The sequence below is a fragment of the Bordetella saccharivorans genome (genome assembly GCF_045862855.1).
GTDB lineage: Bacteria > Pseudomonadota > Gammaproteobacteria > Burkholderiales > Burkholderiaceae_B > Bordetella_A > Bordetella_A petrii_F.
In genome coordinates, this window is sequence record NZ_BAAFZO010000001.1 from 2,414,172 (window position 1) to 2,437,540 (window position 23,369).

Annotated in this window: 19 protein-coding genes; 11 read left to right on the forward strand and 8 right to left on the reverse strand. The window is 69.3% G+C overall.

Features of this window, described 5'->3' with window-relative positions; translation table 11 throughout:
* Position 1: 1 nt before the first annotated feature.
* A complete protein-coding gene (locus ACKTT0_RS11555) occupies positions 2 to 1,366 on the reverse strand; it encodes a DHA2 family efflux MFS transporter permease subunit (RefSeq protein ID WP_407850041.1) in 1,365 nt (454 codons plus the stop codon).
* A gap of 166 nt (positions 1,367 to 1,532) precedes the next feature.
* Between ACKTT0_RS11555 and ACKTT0_RS11560 the strand changes: the two genes are divergently transcribed.
* From ACKTT0_RS11560 to ACKTT0_RS11575, 4 genes are all read left to right on the forward strand, one after another.
* Entirely contained in the window at positions 1,533 to 1,721 is a 189-nt protein-coding gene (locus tag ACKTT0_RS11560) for a DUF3460 family protein (RefSeq protein WP_028355084.1), read from the forward strand.
* A gap of 17 nt (positions 1,722 to 1,738) precedes the next feature.
* Positions 1,739 to 2,626 carry a segregation and condensation protein A gene (locus ACKTT0_RS11565; RefSeq protein ID WP_407850042.1) on the forward strand — a complete coding sequence of 296 codons (888 nt, stop codon included), beginning with the start codon at positions 1,739 to 1,741 and terminating at the stop codon, positions 2,624 to 2,626.
* A 31-nt stretch (positions 2,627 to 2,657) separates the two neighbouring features.
* Positions 2,658 to 3,500, forward strand: coding sequence for a pantoate--beta-alanine ligase (panC, locus tag ACKTT0_RS11570; protein ID WP_407850044.1), 843 nt, complete (start codon positions 2,658 to 2,660; stop codon positions 3,498 to 3,500).
* A 142-nt stretch (positions 3,501 to 3,642) separates the two neighbouring features.
* Complete coding sequence (locus tag ACKTT0_RS11575) at positions 3,643 to 3,885, forward strand: LuxR C-terminal-related transcriptional regulator (protein WP_051439494.1); 243 nt, start codon at positions 3,643 to 3,645, stop codon at positions 3,883 to 3,885.
* A 34-nt stretch (positions 3,886 to 3,919) separates the two neighbouring features.
* Here the strand turns inward: ACKTT0_RS11575 and ACKTT0_RS11580 are convergent, their stop codons facing one another.
* Complete coding sequence (locus tag ACKTT0_RS11580; protein WP_407850045.1) at positions 3,920 to 5,926, reverse strand: DUF8189 domain-containing protein; 2,007 nt, start codon at positions 5,924 to 5,926, stop codon at positions 3,920 to 3,922.
* Positions 5,927 to 6,122: 196 nt separating this feature from the next.
* Positions 6,123 to 6,854, reverse strand: coding sequence for a hypothetical protein (locus tag ACKTT0_RS11585; RefSeq protein ID WP_407850046.1), 732 nt, complete (start codon positions 6,852 to 6,854; stop codon positions 6,123 to 6,125).
* Positions 6,855 to 7,036: 182 nt separating this feature from the next.
* On the opposite strand from ACKTT0_RS11585, the gene ACKTT0_RS11590 reads away from it, so the two are divergent.
* From ACKTT0_RS11590 to ACKTT0_RS11620, 7 genes are all read left to right on the forward strand, one after another.
* On the forward strand, positions 7,037 to 7,885 hold the full coding sequence (locus ACKTT0_RS11590) for a prepilin peptidase (protein WP_407850047.1): 849 nt from the start codon (positions 7,037 to 7,039) through the stop codon (positions 7,883 to 7,885).
* A gap of 70 nt (positions 7,886 to 7,955) precedes the next feature.
* Complete coding sequence (gene coaE / locus ACKTT0_RS11595; protein ID WP_407850048.1) at positions 7,956 to 8,600, forward strand: dephospho-CoA kinase; 645 nt, start codon at positions 7,956 to 7,958, stop codon at positions 8,598 to 8,600.
* Positions 8,601 to 8,641: 41 nt separating this feature from the next.
* The gene (gene zapD / locus ACKTT0_RS11600) at positions 8,642 to 9,394 is read left to right on the forward strand and encodes a cell division protein ZapD (RefSeq protein WP_407850049.1); all 753 of its coding nucleotides are present in this window, start codon (positions 8,642 to 8,644) and stop codon (positions 9,392 to 9,394) included.
* A 131-nt stretch (positions 9,395 to 9,525) separates the two neighbouring features.
* Positions 9,526 to 10,764: an MdtA/MuxA family multidrug efflux RND transporter periplasmic adaptor subunit gene (locus ACKTT0_RS11605; RefSeq protein WP_407850050.1), complete on the forward strand. Its 1,239-nt coding sequence runs from the start codon at positions 9,526 to 9,528 to the stop codon at positions 10,762 to 10,764.
* Positions 10,761 to 13,853: an MdtB/MuxB family multidrug efflux RND transporter permease subunit gene (locus ACKTT0_RS11610; protein ID WP_407850051.1), complete on the forward strand. Its 3,093-nt coding sequence runs from the start codon at positions 10,761 to 10,763 to the stop codon at positions 13,851 to 13,853. Before ACKTT0_RS11605 ends, ACKTT0_RS11610 begins: the two co-directional genes overlap by 4 nt.
* Positions 13,850 to 16,972, forward strand: a complete 3,123-nt coding sequence (locus ACKTT0_RS11615; RefSeq protein WP_407850052.1) for a multidrug efflux RND transporter permease subunit — start codon at positions 13,850 to 13,852, stop codon at positions 16,970 to 16,972. Before ACKTT0_RS11610 ends, ACKTT0_RS11615 begins: the two co-directional genes overlap by 4 nt.
* Positions 16,973 to 16,974: 2 nt before the next feature.
* Complete coding sequence (locus ACKTT0_RS11620) at positions 16,975 to 18,453, forward strand: efflux transporter outer membrane subunit (RefSeq protein ID WP_407850053.1); 1,479 nt, start codon at positions 16,975 to 16,977, stop codon at positions 18,451 to 18,453.
* Positions 18,454 to 18,526: 73 nt separating this feature from the next.
* Here ACKTT0_RS11620 and ACKTT0_RS11625 read toward each other — a convergent pair whose 3' ends face one another.
* The 5 genes from ACKTT0_RS11625 to ACKTT0_RS11645 form a co-directional block, all read right to left on the reverse strand.
* The gene (locus tag ACKTT0_RS11625; protein WP_407850054.1) at positions 18,527 to 19,102 is read right to left on the reverse strand and encodes a transposase; all 576 of its coding nucleotides are present in this window, start codon (positions 19,100 to 19,102) and stop codon (positions 18,527 to 18,529) included.
* A 306-nt stretch (positions 19,103 to 19,408) separates the two neighbouring features.
* Positions 19,409 to 20,374 carry a Nudix family hydrolase gene (locus ACKTT0_RS11630; RefSeq protein WP_407850055.1) on the reverse strand — a complete coding sequence of 322 codons (966 nt, stop codon included), beginning with the start codon at positions 20,372 to 20,374 and terminating at the stop codon, positions 19,409 to 19,411.
* On the reverse strand, positions 20,367 to 21,236 hold the full coding sequence (locus ACKTT0_RS11635; RefSeq protein WP_407850056.1) for an ATP-binding protein: 870 nt from the start codon (positions 21,234 to 21,236) through the stop codon (positions 20,367 to 20,369). The genes ACKTT0_RS11630 and ACKTT0_RS11635 overlap by 8 nt, the downstream gene beginning before the upstream one ends.
* Positions 21,237 to 21,260: 24 nt before the next feature.
* Positions 21,261 to 22,487, reverse strand: coding sequence for a bifunctional glutamate N-acetyltransferase/amino-acid acetyltransferase ArgJ (argJ, locus tag ACKTT0_RS11640; protein ID WP_407850057.1), 1,227 nt, complete (start codon positions 22,485 to 22,487; stop codon positions 21,261 to 21,263).
* Between the two features lie 385 nt (positions 22,488 to 22,872).
* Positions 22,873 to 23,364, reverse strand: coding sequence for a MarR family winged helix-turn-helix transcriptional regulator (locus ACKTT0_RS11645; protein WP_407850058.1), 492 nt, complete (start codon positions 23,362 to 23,364; stop codon positions 22,873 to 22,875).
* Positions 23,365 to 23,369: the final 5 nt, after the last annotated feature.

The window sequence follows — 23,369 nt, forward strand, 5'->3', positions numbered from 1 at the left end:
CCTACGACCCCTGCAATTGGGCGCCGGCGGTCGGCGCCAGCCTCCGGAACGACAGGAGGCTGGCCACGCACAGGCCGCCGATCACCAGGAACGCCACCATCACGTCGCCGATGGCGACATGCTGCGCGCCGCGCGCGGCCATGCTGAGATTCAGCGTGACGGCCGCCACCCCCACGCCCAGGCTGATGCCCAGTTGCTGGGCCATGGCGGCGAAACTGCTGGCGCTGCTCATGCGCGCGGGCGCGATATCGGCATAGGTTAGCGTATTTACGGCGGTGAACTGCAGCGAGCGGAAGAACCCGCCGGCCAGCAGGATGGCGATCATCAGCCATACCGGCGTGGCCGGCGTGAAGGCCGCGCAGGCCACGATGAACAACCCGGTCAGGATGGCGTTGATGGTCAGCACGCGGCGGAAGCCGAAGCGCTGCACGATGGGCGTGGCGACGAATTTCATCAGCAGCGCCCCGGCCGCGCTGGCGAAAGTGATCAGGCCCGCCGAGAAGGGCGTCAGGCCGAAGCCCACCTGCAATTGCACCGCCAGCAGGAACGGCATGGCGCCCACCGCGAAGCGGCACAGGTTGCCGCCCAGCACCGAAATGGCGAAGGTCGGCTCGCGCAGCAGGGTCAGGTCGATGATGGGATGCTCGGCCCGCCGGGCATGCAGCACATACAGCGCGCCGCACAGCAGGCCCACGGCGGCCAGCGCCGCCACCGCCAGCGGCGGGATCAGGCTGTGCCCCAGCGCCTCGAAGGCGCTGACCAGGGCGGCCAGGCACACTGCGCTGAGCAGGAAGCCCGGCCAGTCCAGGCGCGGCGCGCCCGCCTCGCGGATTTCCGGCACGTAGCGGCGCACCAGCGCGATGCCCAGGATGCCGATCGGGATGTTGATCAGGAAGATCCAGTGCCAAGACATGTAGGTGACCATGAAGCCGCCCAGGGGCGGACCGATCACCGGGCCCAGCAGGGCAGGGATGGACAGGAACGACATGGCCTTGAGGAGGTCCTGCTTGGGCACCACGCGCAGCAGGATGATGCGCCCGACCGGCACCATCATGGCGCCGGCGATGCCCTGCGCGACCCGGGCCAGTACCAGGTGGGTCAGGTTTTGCGCCAGCGCGCAGGCCACCGAGCTGAGGGTGAACAGGGCGATGGCCGCCATGAAGACGCGCCGCGCGCCGTAGCGGTCGGCCGCCCAGCCGCTGACCGGCACGAACACCGCCACTGCCAGCAGATACGACGTGATGGCCACGTTCAGCCGCACCGGCGTCGAGCCGAGCGCCTGGGCCATGGCCGGCAGCGCCGTGGCGACCACGGTGGAGTCGAGCATCTGCATGAACAGCGCGCACCCGACGATGAAGGGGATCATCCGCGCCGCGCGGGCGGCGTCCGGGAAAGAGGAATGAGAAGGGGAATTACTGGCGGATTCAGCGGACATGTCGGACGGGGACGGGGGGGCAGGTCGATTGTAACGCCGGCGCCCGGGCCGGGCTGAAGTAAACTTGCCGTATCCGCAACCTGCTGAATCCGGTGCCATGGCAAGCAATTACGAATCTGAAATCACCCGCTTCCTCAAGGCGTACAAGGCGGCGCATCCCGATGTGGAGCAGCGCCAGCGCGAGGGCCGCGCCCGCCTGTGGGACAAGCCCCAGGATACGGAACTGCTCGAAGGCTTCCGCGCGGCGCGCGTACCGCAGAAGCCGTACGTGTACCAGGCCGACTGAGCCCCCAGCGGCCGCCCATGCCCTCCCAGCCTCCTGTTTCCGGCGAAGCCCTGGCGGCGCTGGTGGAACCCCCGGTGGACAGCACGCCCGACGTCGTCGACAGCGTGGCGTTCGCGCGCCTGTACGGCGAACCGCTGTTCCAGCTGCCCACCGATCTCTACATTCCGCCCGACGCGCTCGAGATCTTCCTGGAAACCTTCGAGGGGCCGCTCGACCTGCTGCTGTACCTGATCCGCAAGCAGAATTTCAACGTGCTGGACATCCCCATGGCGGATGTCACGCGCCAGTACCTGTCGTACGTCGAGCAGATCCGCCTGCACAACCTCGAGCTGGCGGCGGAATACCTGCTGATGGCCGCGATGCTCATCGAGATCAAGTCGCGCATGCTGCTTCCGGTCAAGAAGAGCGATACCGGCGAAGAGCCCGAGGATCCGCGCGCCGAGCTGGTGCGGCGCCTGCTCGAATACGAGCAGATGAAACTCGCCGCGCAGAAGCTCGATGCCATGCCCCAGCTGGGGCGCGACTTCACCCGCGCGCAGGCGGTGGCCGACCTCAGCGTCGAGCGCATGCTGCCCGAGGTCAGCGTCGACGACCTGCGCGCCGCATGGGCCGACATCCTCAAGCGCGCCAAGCTGAACCAGCATCATCACATCACGCGCGAGCAGCTCTCGGTGCGCGATCACATGACCCACATCTTGCGCCGCCTCAACGACGTGCGCTTCATGGAATTCGGCGAGCTCTTCATGGAGCGCATCCGCGAGGGCGCGCCGGTGGCGGTGGTGGTGGTGCATTTCATCGCCATGCTCGAACTGGCGCGCGAATCCCTGCTGGACATCACGCAGGCCGAACCCTACGCGCCCATCTACGTCCGCCTGGCCTATACCAGCGTGGCGGCGGCGGCCTGAGCCGGCCCGCCGAGCGTTCCCGGAGACCCCCGTGAAAGTCGTACACACGATTCAAGAATTGCGCGACCACCTGCGCGGCCAGAACCGCGTGTCCTTCGTGCCGACCATGGGCAACCTGCACGAAGGCCACCTGGCCCTGATGAAGCTGGCGCGCCAGCATGGCGACCCGGTGGTGGCCAGCATCTTCGTCAACCGCCTGCAGTTCGGCCCCAACGAGGATTTCGACCGCTATCCGCGCACCTTGCGCGACGACATCGACAAGCTCGAGCGCCAGCGCGACGTCTACGTGTTGTTCGCGCCCGATGAGCGCGAGATGTATCCCGAGCCGCAGAACTACCGGGTGCAGCCGCCCGACGACCTGGGCGACATCCTGGAAGGCGAATTCCGGCCCGGTTTCTTCGGCGGGGTCAGCACCGTGGTGCTCAAGCTGCTGTCGTGCGTGCAGCCGCGCGTGGCCGTATTCGGCAAGAAAGACTACCAGCAACTGATGATCGTGCGGAACATGTGCCGCCAGTTCCAGCTGCCCGTGGAGATCGTTGCGCACGAAACCGTGCGCGCCGACGACGGCCTGGCGCTGTCCTCGCGCAACCGCTATTTGTCCGAAGCCGAGCGGGCCGAGGCGCCGGCCCTGTATGCGGCCCTGCAGTCCATCAAGCAGCGCGTCGCCGCCGGCGGGCACGACCTGCCGGCCATCGAGCGCGAAGCCGTCCAGGCGCTGGCCGCCCGCGGCTGGCAGGTGGACTACCTGGCCGTGCGCCGCCAGCGCGACCTGCAGCCGCCTTCGGCCGACGAAGCGCGGGCTGGCGAGCCGCTGGTGGCCCTGGCGGCCGCCAAGCTGGGCAACACGCGCCTGATCGACAACCTCGAGCTGTAGCCGCCCGCGGGGCCGCGCGTCCGTGCAATCTCGAAGCCGGATGAAATAATCCTGTGCGGATTGCCAGCTTTCTAGCAAAAAGATTGCCATGGCAGACTCTCTTGCAACCTTGCAATACAAGAGAGCCTTCAAGAGAGTCTTCATGCTGGATCCCACCGAGCCGCCCGGCGCCGATGCCGTTACCCGGCTGACCGCGCGCGAGCAGCAAATCGTGGCCTATCTGGCCGCGGGCAAACCCAACAAAGTCGTCGCCATCGAGCTCGGTATTTCCCTGCGCACCGCGGAAGCCCATCGCGCGCGCATTTTCCGCAAGCTGGGCGTGCGCAACGCGCTGGAGCTGGCGTGCCGCCTGTGTCGCCATCGCCGCCGCTCCATCCATTCCTGACTGGCGGCCGGCCCGCCATCCCGCGATCGCCAGCTCAGGGTTGCGCCGCCGGGGCCGCCGGCTTGGCGCTCGAAATCGCCAGCACGCCGGGGTCCTGGGCGACGCTGGCGAATGGGCCGCCTCCATTGAGCGGCAGGTCGCCGATCGACGCCGCGGCGGACCACACGCCGTTGCTGCGCGCCAGGACTTGATAGGCCTGCAGGCGTCCAGAGGCGCGCGCCACGATGTACAGGGTGCCGTGCACGAAACGCATGGCCGGCAGCGAGGCGGCATGGGCTTCCAGCTTGGTCGCCCGGCCGTCCTCGATGAGCCATAGCGGCCCGCCCTGGCGTTCCAGCACGGCGACCGCCACGTCGCCGTTGCGGTCCGCGCCGATAGCCGGCTTGCCTACGTACTCCACGCCCAGGTCGACGGCGGCGCTCCAGCGCAGGGCTGCCATATCGGACGGAATGGCCGGATCCTGCACGATGCGCAGCATGCGGCGGCTGTCGCGGGCGCGCAGGTAGAGTTCGATCAACCCCTCGGCATTGCGAATGGCCGCCAGGCCGCCGCCGCACGCGGGCGCGGGCACGATGCGCCAGGGCGACCAGGCGGCCTGGTCGTTCGCGGTGTGCTGCGCGGTGGCGTACAGGCGCCCGGCCTGGTCGATGGCGAAGACCACATAGCGGTTGGCGCCATCGCGGGCAATGGCGGCGTTGCCCATGGCGCCCGGTAGCGGGGGCAGCGCCTGCCAGGGCGTCCAGCTGTGGTCCAGCCCGGTCAGGGTAGTCCAATGGTACAGGCCGTCGTTGCCCATCGCCACGGCGGCCGCGTCGCCGCGCGGCGCTACTGCCGGCGCGCGGGCCGCCCGTACGCCGGCCATGGCTTGCCAGCCTTTCCAGGTGCCGTCGGCGTTCTGCTTGTTGAGCCACAGGCCGCCCAGCGTGTCGCGGGCGAACAGGCCGACGGTCGAGTCCGGGTAGGCGAACGACACCAGCGGCCCGGCGGTGCGCCCGCCCAGCGTGTTCCAGCGGCGCTTGCGTTCGTCCCACATGTTGACCGCATCGTTGGCCTCGCCCGCGGCAAACACCATCAGGCCGCCCTGCGGGTCGGGGAACAGTTCCGGCGCCACATCGTGGCGCGACACATAGTACGAGCGGCGCACCCAGGCCGCGGCGGGGCCGGCCGGTTCCATGCACCCCTGCGGGCCCGAGCAATAGTGATAGTCGTTCCACGCATACTGCCGGAAGATCTCCGACTTGCTGGCGATTTCCGCGTCGGCCAGATTGGCGTCGCGTTCCTGGCTGGGGTAGTCGACATAGCCCGTCTCGGCATAATTGCCCGGCACCCGCGCCATGGCCTCGCGCACCAGGCGCGCGCTGGCGATGTGGTCCGGATGCCCGTGGCCGGCGCAACGCCAGCACAGCTGGGTGTAGGGCACGCTGATGGTGTCGTCGAGGTGGCGCACGGCGGTCGGGCCGTAGTCCTCGATGATGGCCGCGAGCGTGCGCACCAGGTCCTCGCGGGTATATACATCGCGGTACGGGCCAAGCGTATCGGCCGTCTTGCCCGGCACGGACTCGGCCTGGCTCAACGGCGTCAGGCTGCCCCAGCCCTTGCCCAGCCAGGGATCCTCCAGGCGCATGTGCCACAACTGCACGCGCGGGTTGCCCTGCAGCACGAAACGCGCGATATGGTAGGCGCCGACCTCTACCGTGTCTTCTTTCCACAAGTCGGGCTGCCCGGCCATGTAAGCGTAGGCGGCCCGCACGCCGCGCTCGCGGCCCAGCATGTAGCGTTCGCCTTCGCCGGCATCGCTGGCGGTCAGGTACACCACCTGCACGCAGCCGCCCGCGCCGATGTTGGCGGCGATGTCCGGGTTCATGAACAGCAGGTCGTCATCCAGGTGGGCGACGAAGGCCAGGTCCTTGATGCCATGGCATTCGCCCAGGAGCGGGCCGGCGGGGGCCGCCCGGGCCGCCCCTGCGCAGAGCGCGAGGCAGCCCAGCCATGGCAGCGCGAGGCGGACGGCGCGAAGAAGACGGGCCGGAAAGGCGGGCATGATGGGTCAGGCGGCCGGCATCCCGACACGGAGCCTGGCGATGTGCTGCATCAGCCCTGTATCTTGGTATGACGTAACGTTGTTTTTTATGTGGCGCGCTGAGTATAGCGGCTTCGGCCCGGCCGGGCGCCGGGGGTTTCCCCCGGGCCCGTTGCCGTTTGCCTACAGTCCGGTCAGGCGTCGGCCGCCGTGGCGGTCAGGGGCACTTGGGCGCGCTCTGGCCGGACAGTTCGTCGATGGGGTCGAGGTCGGGCTGGCGCGTCATGCTGTAGTTCAGGTTGGGTGTCTTGCCCAGCACCGATTTGACGCGCAGCACGTTATTGGCGGCGACCACGAATTCGACCCGCAGGTTGCCGGCGGCGTCGGACAGCAACACGCGGGCCGGGCGCTCCGCCGTCGCGTCCCAGCAGCCTTGTTCGGCGGTGGGTTCGCTGAGCTTGCCGGCATTGTCGAGGAAGGCGGTGCGGCTGCGCCAGCGGCCGTTGGGGGCGAGGGTCAGCGTGACGCGCTGGGCCACGCATTGCAGCGAGGGCGTCAGGCACGGCAGGGTGCCCATGTAGGTTTGCGCTTGTGGCACCAGGGCCTGCGCGGCGGGCGAGTGGCCGGCCGGCGCGTTGGCGGCGGCCACGGCCTGTTGTTCGGCGTCCGCTTCGGCGGGTTCGCCGGCGTTGCCGGGTTTGCCCTGCTGGCCGGGCGGGCGGCCTTTCAGTTCGATCTGGAGCTGCGGGGGCGCATGCACCACCTGGCGATAGCCGGCCCCCTGGCCCTGGTATTGTGCGTCGGTGATGGTGCTGGCCGACGGCGGGTTGTAGTAGCCCTCGGTGCGCTGCTGGGCGCAGCCCGCCGCCAGTGCGGCGCCGGCCAGGGCGGCCGCGAGCAGGACGGGGGGGCTGCGGCGGGGCGCCGGGGCGGGCACGGGATCAGGCATGATGGCGGTTCGCGGTTGTTGGATACGTACGGAATTCTACGCATTTATGCAAACATCCGATACGCGCGTCCTGGCCATCGTCGTGTTTGAACAATTCGCCGCATGCCGGAATAATGCGGGCTCGCCGGTGCCGAGCCCGGCTGTTGGCCCCGCGCGGGCGTTTCTTTGTATTGTCGAATTCCATGTGGCATGCTTTTGCAGTCGATCCAGGTTGGGCGATCGTGCTGGCCGCGGTGCTGGGGCTGGCGGTCGGCGCCTGGCTGACCGTGCTGGCGCACCGCCTGCCGCGCATGATGGAGCGCGAATGGCTGCAGCAGTACCAGGAGGTCCGCCAGGCCGATCCGGCGCCGCATGAGCCGGTGGGCGAATACAGCCTGTGGCGCCCGGCCTGGCATTGTCCGGCCTGCGAGGCGCCGGTGCGCGGCTGGCGCCGCCTGCCGCTGGCCGGCTGGGCGCTGTTGCGCGGCCGCTGCGCCGATTGCGGCGCGGCGATCGGCTGGCGCTACCCCGTCACCGAGGCCCTGACCGCCCTGTTGTTCGCGCTGTGCGCGTGGCGCTTCGGCCCCACGCCGCTGGCCCTGTGCGCCATGGCGCTGTGCGCGGCCCTGTTGGCGCTGGCCTGGATCGACCTGCAGGCCAGCCTGCTGCCCGACGCGATCACGCTGCCGCTGGCCTGGGCCGGGCTGCTGGTGAACCTGGGCGGCGCCCTGGCGCCGCTGCCGCTGGCCGTGCTGGGCGCCGTGGTAGGGTATGCGTTCCTGTGGCTGCTGTTCCACATGTTCCGCCTGCTGACCGGCCGCGAAGGCATGGGCTATGGCGACTTCAAGCTGCTGGCGGCGCTCGGCGCCTGGTTCGGCCTGGCCGCGCTGCCCGGCGTGCTGCTGGTGGCATCGCTGGCCGGCGTCGCGGGCGCGGGCCTCCTGCGCCTGAGCGGCCAGGCGCAGCGGGGCCAGCCGCTGCCATTCGGGCCTTACCTGGCGCTGGCCGGCGTCGCCATGCTGCTGGCCATGGGGCGGCCTGCCTGGTTCTAGCGGCGCGCTGAATTCGCGGCCCGATGGGCGTATGCTGGCTGGCAACGGAGTTTTTCATGAGCGACCAGGTATGTACAAGATCGGCCTGACCGGCGGCATCGGCTCCGGCAAGACCCGGGTGGCGGACATGCTGGCCGAATGGGGCGCGGCGCTGGTCGACACCGATGAGATCGCGCACGCGCTGACCGCCCCGGGCGGCGCCGCCATGCCGGCCATCCGCGAAACCTTCGGCGGCGCCGCCGTGGCGCCGGACGGCGCGCTCGACCGCGCCTGGATGCGCGACCTGGTGTTTCGCCAACCCGAGGCGCGCGCGCGCCTGGAAGCCGTGCTGCATCCCTTGATCGGCCTGCATGCCGCGCGCGCGGCCGAAGCCGCGCACGGCACCTACCTGGTGTTCGTGGTGCCCCTGCTGGTCGAGTCGGGGCGCTGGCGCGACCGGGTGGACCGCATCTGCGTGGTCGACTGCGATCCCGAAACCCAGGTGGCCCGCGTGCAGGCCCGCAGCGGGCTGACGGAGCCTGCCATCCGGCGTATCATGGCGGCACAGGCCGCGCGGGCAACCCGGCTCGCCGCAGCGGACGACGTCATCGTCAACGATGGCGCCACCACTGCCGAGCAGTTGCGCGCGCGGGCAAAGGCTCTGCACGACCGCTGGTGCCAGTTCGCCACGGCACCGCGCCGGCCGCCGCGTTCCGCGGCCGGCTTCCCTGAATAACCTCGGCCCGCGGGTCGACCACCAACAGGCCTGTATCAAGCGTGATTCTTTACGAATATCCTTTCAACGAGCGTATCCGCGCCTATCTCCGCCTGGAATATCTGTTCGACAGATTGTCCTATTTCGCGCGCGAAGGCGACCCCCGCCAGCACCAGATCGCGGTCGCCACCTTGTTCGATATTCTTGACGCCACCGAACGCACCGACATCAAGACCTCCGTCCTGCAAGACCTCGAACGGCAGCGCGTGGCGCTGCTCGCATTGCGCGACCATCCCGGCGTCGCTCAGGACGCCCTGGAAGCCATGCTGACCGAAATGGAACGCACCGTCGGCGCGCTGGCCGCGCAAGGGCGGGCCGGCCAGCCCCTGCGCGAAAACGAATGGCTGGTCAGCCTGCGCGGCCGGCTGGCCGTGCCGGGGGGCGCCACCCAGGTGGACATGCCTTCCTATCATGCCTGGCAGCACAAGGCCGGGCCGGCGCGCTGCGCCGACCTGCAGGCCTGGTCCGCGCCCTTGCGGCCGCTGCAAGACGCAGTGACCATGGCGCTGCGGCTGCTGCGTGAATCCGGCCGCCGCTCGGACATCGTGGCCGAGCAGGGCGGCTACCAGCAGATGCTGGCGGGCAAGCTGTTCCAGCTGCTGCGCGTCTGGATCGATCCCGCCGCGGGCGTCTTCCCCGAAATCAGCGCCAACAAGTACATGATCTGGATCCGCTTCTCGGCGCAGGACGGCGACGCCAAGCCGCAGCAGGTGGCGCGCGACGTCGGTTTCCAGATGTCGCTTTGCAGCGCCTGAGGCCGGCCCGCGCCAGCGCAAACCCCGGCCGGATTCCTGTTGCGGTGTATTTCAAGGCGGCCCGGCCGGCGCCGTAAACAGGCGCACTTGGGAGACAATAGCGGCTCCTGCCGCCTTGCGCCCGAAGTTCCATGCCTGACCGCCGCCCCGCCACGCCCGCCTCCCGCCGCTCCCGCCTGATCGCACTTGCCCTGGCGCTCGCGGCCGTGGCCGTCGTCGCGTGGCTGGTGGCCAAGCCCGGCGGCAACGGCGGCCAGCGGCCCGGCCGGGGCGGCAATGGCGCCGGCATGGACACGGCAGTGCCGGTGCGGGTGGCGCAGGCCGGCACCCAGAACATCGATATCGTGCTGCGCGCCCTGGGCACGGTGACCGCGTACAACACCGTCACGGTGCGCAGCCGGGTCGACGGCGAGCTGGTGAGCGTCGCGTTCGACGAAGGCCAGCACGTCCAGGCCGGCGACCTGCTGGCGCAGATCGACCCGCGCCCCTTCGAAGTGGCGCTGGCGCAGGCGCAAGGCCAGCAGCAGCAGAACCAGGCCCTGCTGGCCAATGCCCGGCGCGACCTGCAGCGCTACCAGACGCTGTACAAGCAGGACTCGATCGCGCGCCAGCAGCTCGACACCCAGGCCGCGCTGGTGCGCCAGTACGAGGGCACGCAGAAGATCGACCAGGCCGCGGTGGACGACGCCAAGCTGCAGCTCGGCTACACCCGCATCACCGCGCCCATCAGCGGGCGGCTGGGCCTGCGCAAGGTGGATCCGGGCAACCTGGTGTCCACCGGCGACACCGATGGGCTGGTGGTCATCACCCAGACGCAGCCGATCTCGGTGGTGTTCTCGCTGCCCGAGACGCAACTGCCGGAGGTGCTCGAGCAGGTGCGCGCCGGGCGCACGCTGGCCGTGCAGGCCTACGACCGCACCGATACACAGGCCATTGCCGCCGGCCAGCTCGAGACCATCGACAACCAGATCGACGTCGCCACCGGCACCGTCAAGCTCAAGGCGCGTTTCGACAATGCCGACGAGGCGCTGTTTCCCAACCAGTTCGTCAATGTGCGGCTGCTGGTGCAGACGCGCGACGACGCCACCGTCATTCCCACGGCCGCGGTGCAGCAGGGCTCGGCCGGCGCATTCGTATTCCTGCTGCGCGACGACGCCACGGTGGAAGTCCGCCAGGTGAAGCTCGGCGCCATCAATGGCGACCGCGTCGCCGTCAATGAGGGCCTGGCGCCCGGCGACCGCGTCGTGGTCGAGGGCACCGACCGCCTGCGCACCGGCTCCAAGGTGAATGTCGTCGCCGACGCGGCCGCCATCCCCGCCACGCCCGGCCAATCGCTGGGGGCCGGCAAGCCGGCCCTGAAGGCGCCGTGAGCCCGTCGCGCCTGTTCATCCTGCGGCCGGTCGCCACCACGCTGTCGATGGTGGCGATCCTCATCGCCGGCTTCATCGCGTACCGCCTGCTGCCGGTGTCGGCGCTGCCCGAGGTGGACTATCCCACCATCCAGGTGGTGACGCTGTACCCGGGCGCCAGCCCCGATGTCATGACATCGCTGGTCACCTCGCCGCTGGAACGCCAGTTCGGCCAGATGCCCGGGCTGAACCAGATGTCGTCCACCAGTTCGGGCGGGGCTTCGGTCATCACGCTGCAGTTCAGCCTCGACCTGCCGCTGGACGTGGCCGAACAAGAAGTCCAGGCGGCCATCAACGCCGCGTCGAACTTGCTGCCCGACGACCTGCCGGTGCCGCCCGTCTACAACAAGGTCAACCCCGCCGACGCGCCGGTGCTGACCCTGGCCGTCAGTTCGCCGACCATGCCGCTGCCGCAGGTGCGCGACCTGGTCGATACCCGCATGGCGCAGAAGCTCTCGCAGATCCCCGGGGTGGGCCTGGTGAGCGTGGCCGGCGGCCAGCGGCCGGCCGTGCGCATCCAGGCCAACCCGCGCGCGCTGGCCGCCGCCGGCCTGTCGCTGGCCGACCTGCGCACCGCCGTGGTGGGCGCCAACGTCAACCAGCCCAAGGGCAACCTGGACGGGCCGGAGCGTTCCACCACCATCGACGCCAATGACCAGCTCAAGTCGCCCACCGACTACAACGACCTGATCATCGCCTACCGCAACAACGCGCCGCTGCGCCTGTCCGACGTGGCGCGCGCGGTGCAGGGCGCCGAAGACGTGCGGCAGGCCGCCTGGGCGGGCGACCAGCCGGCCATCCTGTTGAACGTGCAGCGCCAGCCGGGCGCCAACGTCATCGACGTGGTCGACCGCATCCAGGCGCTGTTGCCGCAACTGCGCGAGGCCCTGCCCGCCACGCTGGATGTCAGCGTGGTGTCGGACCGCACCCAGACCATCCGCGAGTCGGTGGCCGACGTGCAGTTCGAGATGCTGCTGGCGGTGGCGCTGGTGGTCATGGTGACCTTCCTGTTCCTGCGCAGCCTGACGGCCACGCTGATTCCCAGCGTGGTGGTGCCGCTGTCGCTGATCGGCACCTTCGGCATCATGTACCTGGCGGGCTTCAGCATCAACAACCTGACGCTGATGGCGCTGACCATCGCCACCGGGTTCGTGGTCGACGATGCCATCGTCATGATCGAGAACATCGCGCGCCATCTCGAGGAAGGCGAGACGCCGCTGCAGGCCGCGCTCAAGGGCGCCGCGCAAATCGGTTTCACGCTGATCTCGCTGACCTTCTCGCTGATCGCCGTGCTGATCCCGCTGTTGTTCATGACCGAGGTGGTAGGGCGGCTGTTCCGCGAGTTCGCCATCACGCTGGCGGTGGCGATCCTGATCTCGCTGGTGGTGTCGCTGACGCTCACCCCAATGATGTGCGCGCGCCTGCTGCGGCCCGAGTCGGAACAGCGCCACGGCCGGTTCCACCAGGCCAGCGGCGCCTTCATCGACCGCATCATCGCCGGCTACGACCGCATGCTGCAGCGCGTGCTGGCCCATCAGCCCCTGACGCTGCTGGTGGCGGTGGGCACCTTCGTGCTGACCGCGCTGCTGTATCTGGCCATTCCGAAAGGGTTCTTCCCCCAGCAGGACAGCGGCATGATCCAGGCCATCACCCAGGCGCCGGCCTCGGTGTCCTTCGCCGCCATGGCCGAGCGCCAGCAGGAGGCCGCCCGCATCATCCTGCAGAATCCCGACGTGGCATCGGTCTCGTCCTTCATCGGCGTGGATGGCACCAACGCCACGCTCAACACCGGCCGCATGCAGATCGCGCTCAAGCCGCACGACGAACGCGCCGGCGACCTGGCCGACGTCATCGCCAGCCTGCAGCAGGCGCTGCGCGCGCAGCAAGGCCTGACCGTCTACATGCAGCCCGTGCAGGATCTCACCATCGAGGACCGCGTCAGCCGCACGCAGTACCAGATGACCCTGTCCAACCCGGACCTGGCCGTGCTGGCCGAGTGGGCGCCCAGGCTGGTGGAGCGCCTGGAGCGCCTGCCCGAGCTTACCGACGTGGCCCACGACCTGCAGAACGATGGCCTGCAGACCTGGGTCGAGATCGACCGCGACGCCGCCTCGCGCCTGGGCATTTCCACCGCTACCATCGACGAGGCGCTCTATAACGCTTTCGGCCAGCGGCTCATCTCGACCATCTTCACGCAGTCCAACCAGTATCGCGTCGTGCTGGAAGTGCTGCCGCAATTCAGCCAGTCGCCCGAGGCGCTCGGCCAGATCCACCTGCCCACCGCGTCGGGCGCGGTGGTGCCGCTATCCACCGTGGCGCGCATTTCGCAGGGGCGCACCATGCTGGCCATCAGCCGGCTCGACCAGTTCCCCATGACCACCGTGTCGTTCAACCTGGCGCCGGGTGCCTCGCTGTCGGCGGCGGTCCAGGCCATCGAGGCGGCCGAGGCCGAGATCGGCATGCCGGGCGCCATCGAAGTGCGCTACCAGGGGGCGGCGCTGGCGTTCCAGAATTCGCTGTCGAGCACCCTGTGGCTGATCCTGGCGGCGGTGGTCACCATGTACATCGTGCTGGGCGTGCTGTACGAAAGCTATATCCATCCCATCACGATCCTCTCCACGCTGCCGTCGGCCGCCGTGGGGGCGCTGCTGGCGCTGATGATCACCGGCACCGAGCTGGACATGATCGGCATCATCGGCATCATCCTGCTGATCGGCATCGTCAAGAAGAACGCGATCATGATGATCGACTTCGCCCTCGAGGCCGAGCGCAAGCGCGGGCTGGCGCCGCGCGCGGCCATCCATGAGGCCGCGCTGCTGCGCTTCCGGCCCATCCTCATGACCACGCTGGCGGCGCTGTTCGGCGCGCTGCCCCTGATGCTGTCGACCGGCACCGGCGCCGAGCTGCGCCAGCCGCTGGGCCTGGTCATGGTGGGGGGGCTGCTGCTCAGCCAGGTATTGACGCTGTTCACCACGCCGGTCATCTACCTGATGTTCGACCGCCTGGCGCGGCGCCGCCCGCGGCCCGCCGCAGCGCCGGAGCAGCCATGATCCTGTCGGCGCCCTTCATCGTCCGCCCCGTGGCCACCGTGCTGCTGTGCCTGGGGCTGGTGCTGGCGGGCGTGCTGTCGTTCCGCCTGCTGCCGGTCGCGCCGCTGCCGGAGGTCGACCTGCCCATCATCTCGGTGACGGCCAGCCTGCCTGGCGCCAGCCCGGAGACCATGGCTTCCAGCGTGGCCACGCCGCTGGAGCGCTCGCTCGGCAGTATCGCGGGCGTGACGGAAATGACGTCGCGCAATTCGCAGGGCTCGACGCGCATCATCCTGCAGTTCGACCTGAGTCGCGACATCAACGGCGCGGCGCGCGACGTCCAGGCCGCCATCAATGCCGCGCGCTCGCTGCTGCCGACCGGCCTGCGCAGCAACCCGACCTATCGCAAGGTCAACCCGTCCTCGGCGCCCATCATGGTGCTGGCGCTGACCTCCGACACGCTCAGCCAGGGCAAGCTGTACGACCTGGCCTCCACCATCGTGGCGCAGAAGGTGGCGCAGATCAACGGCATCGGCGAGGTCTCGGTGGGCGGCAGCTCGCTGCCGGCCGTGCGCGTCAACCTGATCCCCGGGGCGCTGTCGAGCCGCGGCGTGTCGCTCGACGAGGTGCGCACCGCACTGACCCAGGCCAACGCCAACCGCCCCAAGGGCATGATCGAGAACGACGACTACCACTGGCAGATCATGGCCAGCGACCAGCTCGAGCGCGCCGAACAGTACCGCCCGCTGATCGTCGCCTGGCGCGACGGCTCGGCCGTGCGGCTGTCCGACGTGGCCACGGTGGAGGACTCGGTCGAGGACCTCTACCAGACCGGCTTCTACAACAACAGCAAGGCCATCCTGCTCATCCTGCGCCGCCAGGCTGGCGCCAACATCATCGAGACAGTGGACGCGGTGCGCGCCCAGTTGCCGCAGCTGGCCGAGCTGCTGCCCGGCGACGTCGACCTGACGGTGGCGCAGGATCGCACTCCCAGCATCCGCGCTTCGCTGCACGAGGCCGAACTGACGCTGGTCATCGCCGTGGGCCTGGTGATGCTGGTGGTGCTGCTGTTCCTGCGGCACTGGCGCGCCGCGCTGATACCCAGCGTGGCGGTGCCGGTATCGCTGATCGGCACCTTCTGCGTCATGTACTTGTGCGGCTACACGTTGAACACCATTTCGCTGATGGCCCTGATCGTCGCCACCGGCTTCGTGGTCGACGACGCCATCGTGGTGCTGGAGAACATCATCCGCCACATCGAGCAGGGCGCCTCGCCCATGCGCGCGGCGCTGCGCGGTTCGCGCGAAGTGGGTTTCACGGTGCTGTCCATGAGCCTGTCGCTGGTGGCGGTGTTCATTCCCATCCTGCTGATGGGCGGGGTGGTGGGGCGGCTGTTCCGCGAGTTCGCCGTGACCCTCTCGGCCGCCATCATGGTGTCGCTGGTGGTGTCGCTGACGCTCACGCCCATGATGTGCGCGCGGCTGCTGCGCCGCCGGGCGCCCGGGTCGCCGCAGCCGCGCGTGGCGCCGGGCCGGATGGCGGCCGCGCTGGAGCGCGGTTTCGAGGCGTTGCTGGCGCAGTACCGGCGCAGCCTGTCATGGGCGCTGGCCCACGGCCGCATCATGATGCTGATCCTGGCCGCCACCATCGGCCTGAACGTGTATTTGTACGCGGTGGTGCCCAAGGGATTCTTTCCGCAGCAGGATACCGGCCAGCTGCTGGGGTTCTTCCGGGTCGACCAGGGGACGTCCTTCCAGGCCTCGGTGCCCAAGCTGGAGTACTTCCGCAAGGTCATCCTGGCCGATCCGGCCGTGCAGAGCATCACGGCCCACGCGGGCGGGCGCGGCGGCAGCAACAGCAGCTTCATGATGATCCAGCTCAAGCCGCAGGCCGAACGCCAGGCCAGCGCCAACGACGTGGTCAACCGCTTGCGCGAGCGCCTGCAGAATACGCCGGGCGCGCGCGTGTTCCTGGTGCCGCAACAGGACATTTTCCTCGGTGGCGGGCAGGGTAGCGGTTCGTACGACTACACCCTGCTGGCCGGCGAACTGTCGCTGCTGCGCACCTGGATGCCCCGGGTGCAGCGCGCCATGGCCGCATTGCCCGAGCTTACCGACGTGGACACCAGCGTCGAGGACAAGGGCCGCCAGGTCGAGCTGGTCATCGATCGCGAGGCGGCCACCCGCCTGGGCATCAGCATGTCGGATATCTCCGCCGTGCTGAACAACTCGTTCAGCCAGCGCCAGGTGTCGGTCATGTATGGCCCGCTGAACCAGTACCACGTCGTCATGGGAGTGGACCCGCGCTTCGCCCAGGATGCCGAGTCGCTCAAGCAGGTGCATGTCATCACCCAGGACGGCCAGCGCGTGCCGCTGTCCGCGTTCGCCCGCTTCGAGACCGGCAATGCGCCGCTCAGCGTGCAGCACAACGGGCTGTTCGCGGCCGACGATATCTCGTTCAACCTGGCGCCGGGCGTCTCGCTGGACCAGGCCATTGCCGCCATCGACGCCGCCGTGGCCCGCATCGGCCTGCCGTCGGACCAGATCCAGGCGGGCTTCCTCGGCACCGCCGCGGCCCAGCAGCAGGTGCAGAGCCAGCAGCCGTGGTTGATCCTCGCGGCGCTGGTCACCATGTATATCGTGCTGGGCATCCTGTACGAGAACCTGGTGCATCCGCTCACCATCCTCTCGACCCTGCCGTCGGCCGGCATCGGCGCGCTGCTGGCCCTGATGCTGGTGGGCAGCGAATTCACCATCATTGCCTTGATCGGCGTGTTCCTGCTGATCGGCATCGTCAAGAAGAACGCCATCATGATGGTCGACTTCGCGCTGGAGGCCGAGCGGCGGCGTGGCCTGGCGCCGCGCGACGCCATTTTCGAGGCGTGCCTGACGCGCTTCCGGCCCATCATGATGACCACGCTGGCCGCCATTTTCGGCGCGCTGCCCCTGGTGCTGGCCACCGGCGCCGGCGTCGAGATCCGCCAGCCGCTGGGGGTGACCATCGTGGGCGGCCTGATCCTCAGCCAGATCCTCACGCTGTACACGACGCCCGTGGTGTACCTGTACCTGGACCGTTTCCGCCTGTGGGCCCGGCGCCGCCGCGCCGGTCTCCATGTCACCGGCCCGCAACCCGACGCATGACCATGAGCCGCGCATTTTCCCGTCTTCCCGCTTTCCCTGGCTCGCGCGCGCCGCGCTGGGCCGGCATCGCGCTGTGCTGCGCCCTGCTGGGCGCCTGCGCGGTCGGCCCCGACTACCAGCGGCCCGCCATCGATGTGGGCGGCGCCTACAAGGAAGGCCAGGACCAGGTGCCCGGCTGGACCCCGGCACAACCGCGCGATACCGCCGACCGCGGCGCATGGTGGCAGGTCTACGGCGACGCCACGCTGGACGGCCTGATGGAACGCCTGAACGCGTCGAACCTGTCCGTTGCCCAGGCCGAAGCCAATTACCGCCAGGCGCAGGCCCTGGTGCAGGGCGCGCGCGCCGGCTTCTTCCCCACCGTGGGCGCCAATGCCGGCGCTACCCGCTCGGGGGCTGGCAGCCGGGCCGGCGGCACCGGCGTTGCCAACCAGTACAACCTGGGCGGCAGCGTCAGCTGGGAAGCCGACCTGTGGGGCCGCGTGCGCCGCGAAGTCGAGGCCAGCCGCGCCGAGGCCGAGGCGAGCCTGGCCGACCTGGCGGGCGCGCGGCTCAGCGCGCAGGCGGCGCTGACGCAAAACTATTTCCAATTGCGCGTCCTCGACGAGCAGAAGCGTCTGCTCGAATCCACCGTGGCCGCCTACGAGCGCTCGCTGCAATTGACGCAGAACCGCTACCAGGCCGGCGTGGCCGGCAAAAGCGACGTATCGGTGGCGTTGGCCCAGCTCGAGGGCGCGCGCGCCCAACTGGTCGACCTGGAATGGCAGCGCGGTCAGTTCGAGCATGCCATCGCGGTGCTGGTCGGGCTGGCGCCATCGCGTTTCACGCTGCCGCCCGAGCCGTTCGGCCAGCAGGTGCCGCAGATCCCGGTCGGCATGCCGTCGCAGCTGCTCGAGCGCCGGCCCGACGTGGCCGCGGCCGAACGCCGCGCCGCGGCGGCCAATGCCCAGATCGGCGTGGCCACCTCGGCCTGGTTTCCCGACCTGGTGCTGAGTGCCGACGGCGGTTTTCGCAGCGGCCAGTTCGCGCAATGGCTGACCGCCCCGGCGCGCTACTGGTCGCTCGGCCCGGCGCTGGCGCTCACCCTGTTCGACGGCGGCGCGCGCCAGGCGCAGATCGACCAGGCCCGCGCCGCCTATGACGCGCAGGCGGCCGCCTACCGCCAGACGGTGCTGGGCGCCCTGCAAGAGGTGGAAGACTACCTCATCCAGCTGCGCGTGCTCGAGCAAGAGCAGGTGGTGCAGCGGCGCGCGCTCGAAGCCGCCCGCGAATCGCTGCGCCTGGCGCGCAACCAGTACCAGGCCGGCCTGATCGGCTACCTGGACGTTGCGGTGCTGGAAACCACCGCGCTCAACAGCGAACGCACCGCCCTCACGCTGCTGGGCAACCGCCTCACCGCCAGCGTCCAGCTGATCGCCGCGCTGGGCGGCGGATGGCAGGGAGTGGACGCCGAACTGGCCGAGCGCGGAAGCGGCCAATAAGGGCTTAGTGCTTGCTTAGGTGTCAGACACCCCATGGGTGTCTGACACCTGTACGCCAGTGTTTTGCGCCCAATTAATGGGTGCCCACCAGCCTTGGCCGCGCACATTCTGTCAAAAAGAGGCGATAAGCCTCGCGTCTGGCCTCATCGCTGTTGCCCATGGCCAGATATAACGGGTGGAAAGCCAGCAGACGGGATGCCGCCATGCCCATGCGCTCGCGGCAACTCGACCAGGGATAGCCGTCTGGCGTGCGCGCCAGTCCGGCGCGTACCGGATTCAGTTCGATATAGCGGCAGCATTCCAGCAGGTAGCGTTCCTCGTCGACGACCCGGGACTTGAACCTGGCTTCCCAGAGCGAGCCTGTCGTCCGTCTCCGGGCGTTCCAGCGTACCGTTGCCCGCCAGGCAAGATACTGCAGTACCCGGGAAATCGTCCGGGGGTCGTCGCCAGGGGTCAAGAGTAGATGGACATGATTCGGCATCAGGCACCAGGCATGCACTGCCACGCCGAGCGCGGATGTTTGCTGGTACAGGTCACTCAGATAAGCGCGATAGTCTGACGGAATGCGGAAAACGGCTTCTTGCCGATGCCCGCGCTGGACGATGTGATGCGGCTGGTGTGCGAGCAGGATACGGGGAGATCTGGGCATGGCTGGGGCCGGAGAACCAATCACGCGGAAGAATACGGCGCGGGGATGCCGTTCGGCGTGGCAGGTAGGCTCGATTGGTCATGCCCGGTGCGCGGAAGGGAGGCCAGAGGTGTCAGACACCCTGCTGGTGTCTGACACCTGACGCACAAGAATCGCCCTCGTCCACGATGACAGGGGAGGTGTCAGACACCCCATGGGTGTCTGACACCTTTGTCGTGGTCGGTCGGTCTTGTGCAACCCGGGTGCCGCCTCGCCGCGGCGGCCGCGCGGCCGCCAGCCTGCACAGCCGGCGAACGGCCGTCTCTGCTATGCGATGATCCCGCGGATTCCCGCCACGCCATGCGCGCCGTGCTGGCGCGCTTCCGCCAGGGTGTCGGCGGATTGGCCGCCCAGCGCGAACACCGGCAGGCCCGCGTCCCGGTTGCCGGCGACGAAGCCCTGCCAGCCGATGCCTGGCATGCCGGGATGCGAGGGGGTTGCCAGCACCGGCCCCAGCACCGCGAAGTCGGCTCCCAGGTCGCGCGCGTGCACTACCTGGGCGTTGTCGTGCGCCGAGACGCCCACCAGCGCGCCGGCCGGCAGGTCGGGCCGGACCTGCAGCGCGGCGGCGTCGGCCCAGCGCAGGTGGACGCCGTCGGCCTGGCGCCACCAGGAGGCCGGGTGGATGCTGTTGACCAGCAGGCGCGCGCCGGCGGCGTGGCAGAGCCGCAGCACGGCCTGCATGGCGTCGCGCAGCGAGGTCGCGCCGGGGCCGTCGGGCCAGTCGGGCTCGCGCAGCTGCACCAGCTTGAGGCCGCGCGCCAGGGCCCGTTCCAGGCGCTCCAGGAACGCCGGCAGGCCGGCGCGGCCGCCGATCGACGAGATGCCGTAGGTGTTGGGCAACTGCAGCCAGCGCAGCGGCGGCAGGGTGGCCGGCAGCAAATCGCCGACCACGTCGGCGCGGGCCGGATCCACCCATTCGAGCCGCTGGTTCTCGAGCCCGCGCGGTTCGCCGCGCCACCCCGTGACATGGCAGAAGGCCAGCCGCACAGTGGTGTGGGGGTAGGCATGCACATACGTCACCCACGGCACGGCCTGCGTGATCTCGATGCCGATTTCTTCGCGCAGCTCGCGCGCCAGCGCCTGCAGCACGGTTTCGCCGGGCTCGAGCTTGCCGCCGGGCAGTTCCCACCAGCCGGCCCAGGGCTTGTCGGCGGGGCGCTGCCCCAGCAGCAACTGGCCGTCGGCGCGCAGGATCAGGCCGGCGGCGACGTCGATGATGCGCTCAGACATGGCGGGCGGCCCAGTCGCGGGCGAACTGGTAGGCGACCCGGCCCGAGCGCGAGCCGCGCTCGAGCGCCCATTGCAGCGCCTCGGTGCGGCAGGCTTCGATCTGTTCGGCCGGGCAGCCCAGTTCGCGCAGCCAATGGTGGACGATGTCGAGGTAGTCGTCCTGCTTGAAGGGATGGAACGACAGCCACAGCCCGAAGCGTTCCGACAGCGAGATTTTCTCTTCCACCGTTTCGCCGGGGTGGATCTCGCCATCGGGCTGGTGCCTGGCCTGCAGGTTCTCGCTCATGTATTCCGGCATCAGGTGGCGCCGGTTCGAGGTGGCGTAGATGAGCACGTTGTCGCCGGCGGCCGATACCGAGCCGTCCAGCACCGACTTGAGCGCCTTGTAGCCGGCCTCGCCTTCCTCGAACGACAGGTCGTCGCAGAATACGATGTAGCGCTCGGGGCGCGCCGCGACCAGTTCGACGATATCGGGCAGGTCGCCCAGGTCGGATTTGTCGACCTCGATCAGGCGCAGGCCCTGGTCGCCGTAGGCGGCCAGCATGGCCTTGACCAGCGAGCTCTTGCCGGTGCCGCGCGCGCCCGTCATGAGCACGTTGTTGGCGGGTTTTTTCTGCAGGAACTGGCGCGTATTGCGGTCGATGATGCCCTTCTGGCGCTCGATATGCTGCAAGTCGGCCAGGTCGATGCGGGCGACGTGGCGCACCGCGTCGAGCCAGCCGCGCGCGCCGCCGCGCTTGCGCCAGCGATAGGCGTGCGCGGACCAGTCGATCCCGGGCGGGGCGGCCGGCAGCCAGGCTTCCAGTTGGGCCAGCACGCGCTCGGCGCGCTCGATCAGGACGGAAAAGTCGGAAGAAGTCACGTCGGTTGTCCGGATGCCGTGGGTTCAGGAACGATAGTCGGCGTTGATGCTGACGTATTCGTGCGAGAAGTCGCAGGTATAGACCGTGTCGGCGGCCTGGCCGCGCGCCAGCGCGATGCGCACGCCGATCTCGGCTTGCTTCATGACGCGCTGGCCGTCGGCTTCCTGGTAGTCGGGGTTGCGGCCGCCGTCGCGCGCCACCAGCACGTCGTCCAGCCACAGGCGCAGCTTGGAGACGGCCAGGTCGTCGATGCCGGCATAGCCGATGGCCGCCAGGATACGGCCCAGGTTGGGGTCGGACGCGAAGAACGCCGTCTTGACCAGCGGCGAATGCGCCACCGAGTAGGCCACCTTGAGGGCTTCCTCGGTGGTCAGGGCTTCTTCGACGCGGATGGTGATGAATTTGGTGGCGCCTTCGGCGTCGCGCACGATCTTCTGGGCCAGGTCCAGCGCGGCGGCCGCCAGCGCGTCGCGCACGGCGGCATAGTGCGGGTCGGCTTCCGAGGCGATGTCGATGCCCGACTGGCCGGTGGCGGCGATGATGAACGAGTCGTTGGTCGAGGTGTCGCCGTCGACCGTGATGCGGTTGAACGAGCGGTTGGCGATTTCCAGCGCCAGCTTGCGCAGCACCGGCTGGGCGATGCCGGCATCGGTGGCCAGGAAGCTCAGCATGGTGGCCATGTTGGGGCGGATCATGCCCGCGCCCTTGCTGATGCCGGTGAAGGTGACCGTCTTGCCGCCGATCTGCACGCGCTGGGAATGGATCTTGGGCAGCGTATCGGTGGTCATGATGCCGTGCGCGGCGTTGAACCACTGGTCGGCGCCCAGGTTGGCCAGCGCGGCGGGCAGCGCGGCGGTCAGGCGGTCCAGCGGCAGCGGCTCGAGGATCACGCCGGTGGAAAAGGGCAGGATCTGCTGGGCCGGCACGCCCATCAACTGGCCCAGGGCGACGCAGGTGTCCTGGGCTTTTTGCAGACCTTCGGCGCCGGTGCCGGCATTGGCGTTGCCGGTGTTGATGACCAGGGCGCGGATGGGGCCGCCGGCCGCCAAGTGGGCTTCACAGACTTGCACCGGGGCGGCGCGGAAGCGGTTGCGGGTGAATACGCCCGCCACGTTGGTGCCTTGCGCCAGGCGGAAAACGGTCAGATCGCGTCGGTTGGCCTTGCGGATGCCGGCTTCGGTAACACCGATTTCAACGCCGGCAACGGGGAAAATATCGGACTCGGAGGGGATCTGCAGGTTAACGGCCATGACGTGGTCTCTGGGGCTTGGGGGACGGGAATGCCGCCGGTCGGGCGGGGTGAAACTGCCTATTATCCCACTGCTGCAGTGGGGGATATCCCTGGGCGGGCTTACGGCTGTGGCTCGGGTGGCGGATGTCCAGGCTGTCCTGGCGTTCTTGGCCCGTCCCGCGCCGCCCGGCCAGGCGGTGGCGGCGACGTCCGTCGGGCTCGGGCGCGAAACCAGGCGCCCCCGGCCTGCTGCGCAGGCTGCCCCGCCGTCCAACTCGCCGCCACCGCCTGGCCGGGCGGCGCGGGACTCCGGTTTCTGCAAGGGTGGGGCATTCCCCTTCTACGGTGGAACGGCGCCTTCAGGAGCGTACGGAGGGCCGGGCTGGCTGGGGTCAGCCGCCGGCTTAGCGCGGCCCGCTGCCGCGCGCGGCCACCACCTGCAGCTTGAGTTCGCCCAGCGCCTGGTAAAGCGCGTCGCGGCTGGCGTCGGGCAGGTCGTTGAACATGCCCTTGACCCAGCTTTCGTGGGCGCGCGCCATGCGGGCGAAGGCACGGCGGCCCTGCGGGGTGAGCTTGAGGACCGAGCTGCGCCGGTCGGTTTCCATCTTGGTGCGCATCACCAGGCCTTCTTTTTCGAGCTGGTCGGTGATGCCGGTGATGTTGCCGTTGGTGACCATCATGCGGCGCGACAGCTCGCCCATTTTCATGCCCTTGGGCGCGCGCTGCAGCTGCGCCATCAGGTCGAAGCGCGGCAGGGTGGTGTCGAACTCGGTGCGCAGGCGGCCGCGGATCTCCGATTCGATCAGGTTGCAGCAGGTCAGCATGCGCAGCCACAGGCGCAAGGCATGATGGTCGTCGGGCGCGGCGCGCGTTTCCAGGTCAGGGGAGTCGGTCATGGTGG

Coding starts and splice junctions, on each gene's coding strand:
- ACKTT0_RS11555 (WP_407850041.1), bottom strand. CDS start 1,366: ATGATCCCCTTCATCGTCGGGTGCGCGCTGTTCATGCAGATGCTCGAC.
- ACKTT0_RS11560 (WP_028355084.1), top strand. CDS start 1,533: ATGGCAAGCAATTACGAATCTGAAATCACCCGCTTCCTCAAGGCGTAC.
- ACKTT0_RS11565 (WP_407850042.1), top strand. CDS start 1,739: ATGCCCTCCCAGCCTCCTGTTTCCGGCGAAGCCCTGGCGGCGCTGGTG.
- ACKTT0_RS11575 (WP_051439494.1), top strand. CDS start 3,643: ATGCTGGATCCCACCGAGCCGCCCGGCGCCGATGCCGTTACCCGGCTG.
- ACKTT0_RS11580 (WP_407850045.1), bottom strand. CDS start 5,926: ATGCCCGCCTTTCCGGCCCGTCTTCTTCGCGCCGTCCGCCTCGCGCTG.
- ACKTT0_RS11585 (WP_407850046.1), bottom strand. CDS start 6,854: ATGCCTGATCCCGTGCCCGCCCCGGCGCCCCGCCGCAGCCCCCCCGTC.
- ACKTT0_RS11590 (WP_407850047.1), top strand. CDS start 7,037: ATGTGGCATGCTTTTGCAGTCGATCCAGGTTGGGCGATCGTGCTGGCC.
- coaE (WP_407850048.1), top strand. CDS start 7,956: ATGTACAAGATCGGCCTGACCGGCGGCATCGGCTCCGGCAAGACCCGG.
- ACKTT0_RS11605 (WP_407850050.1), top strand. CDS start 9,526: ATGCCTGACCGCCGCCCCGCCACGCCCGCCTCCCGCCGCTCCCGCCTG.
- ACKTT0_RS11615 (WP_407850052.1), top strand. CDS start 13,850: ATGATCCTGTCGGCGCCCTTCATCGTCCGCCCCGTGGCCACCGTGCTG.
- ACKTT0_RS11620 (WP_407850053.1), top strand. CDS start 16,975: ATGAGCCGCGCATTTTCCCGTCTTCCCGCTTTCCCTGGCTCGCGCGCG.
- ACKTT0_RS11625 (WP_407850054.1), bottom strand. CDS start 19,102: ATGCCCAGATCTCCCCGTATCCTGCTCGCACACCAGCCGCATCACATC.
- ACKTT0_RS11630 (WP_407850055.1), bottom strand. CDS start 20,374: ATGTCTGAGCGCATCATCGACGTCGCCGCCGGCCTGATCCTGCGCGCC.
- argJ (WP_407850057.1), bottom strand. CDS start 22,487: ATGGCCGTTAACCTGCAGATCCCCTCCGAGTCCGATATTTTCCCCGTT.
- ACKTT0_RS11645 (WP_407850058.1), bottom strand. CDS start 23,364: ATGACCGACTCCCCTGACCTGGAAACGCGCGCCGCGCCCGACGACCAT.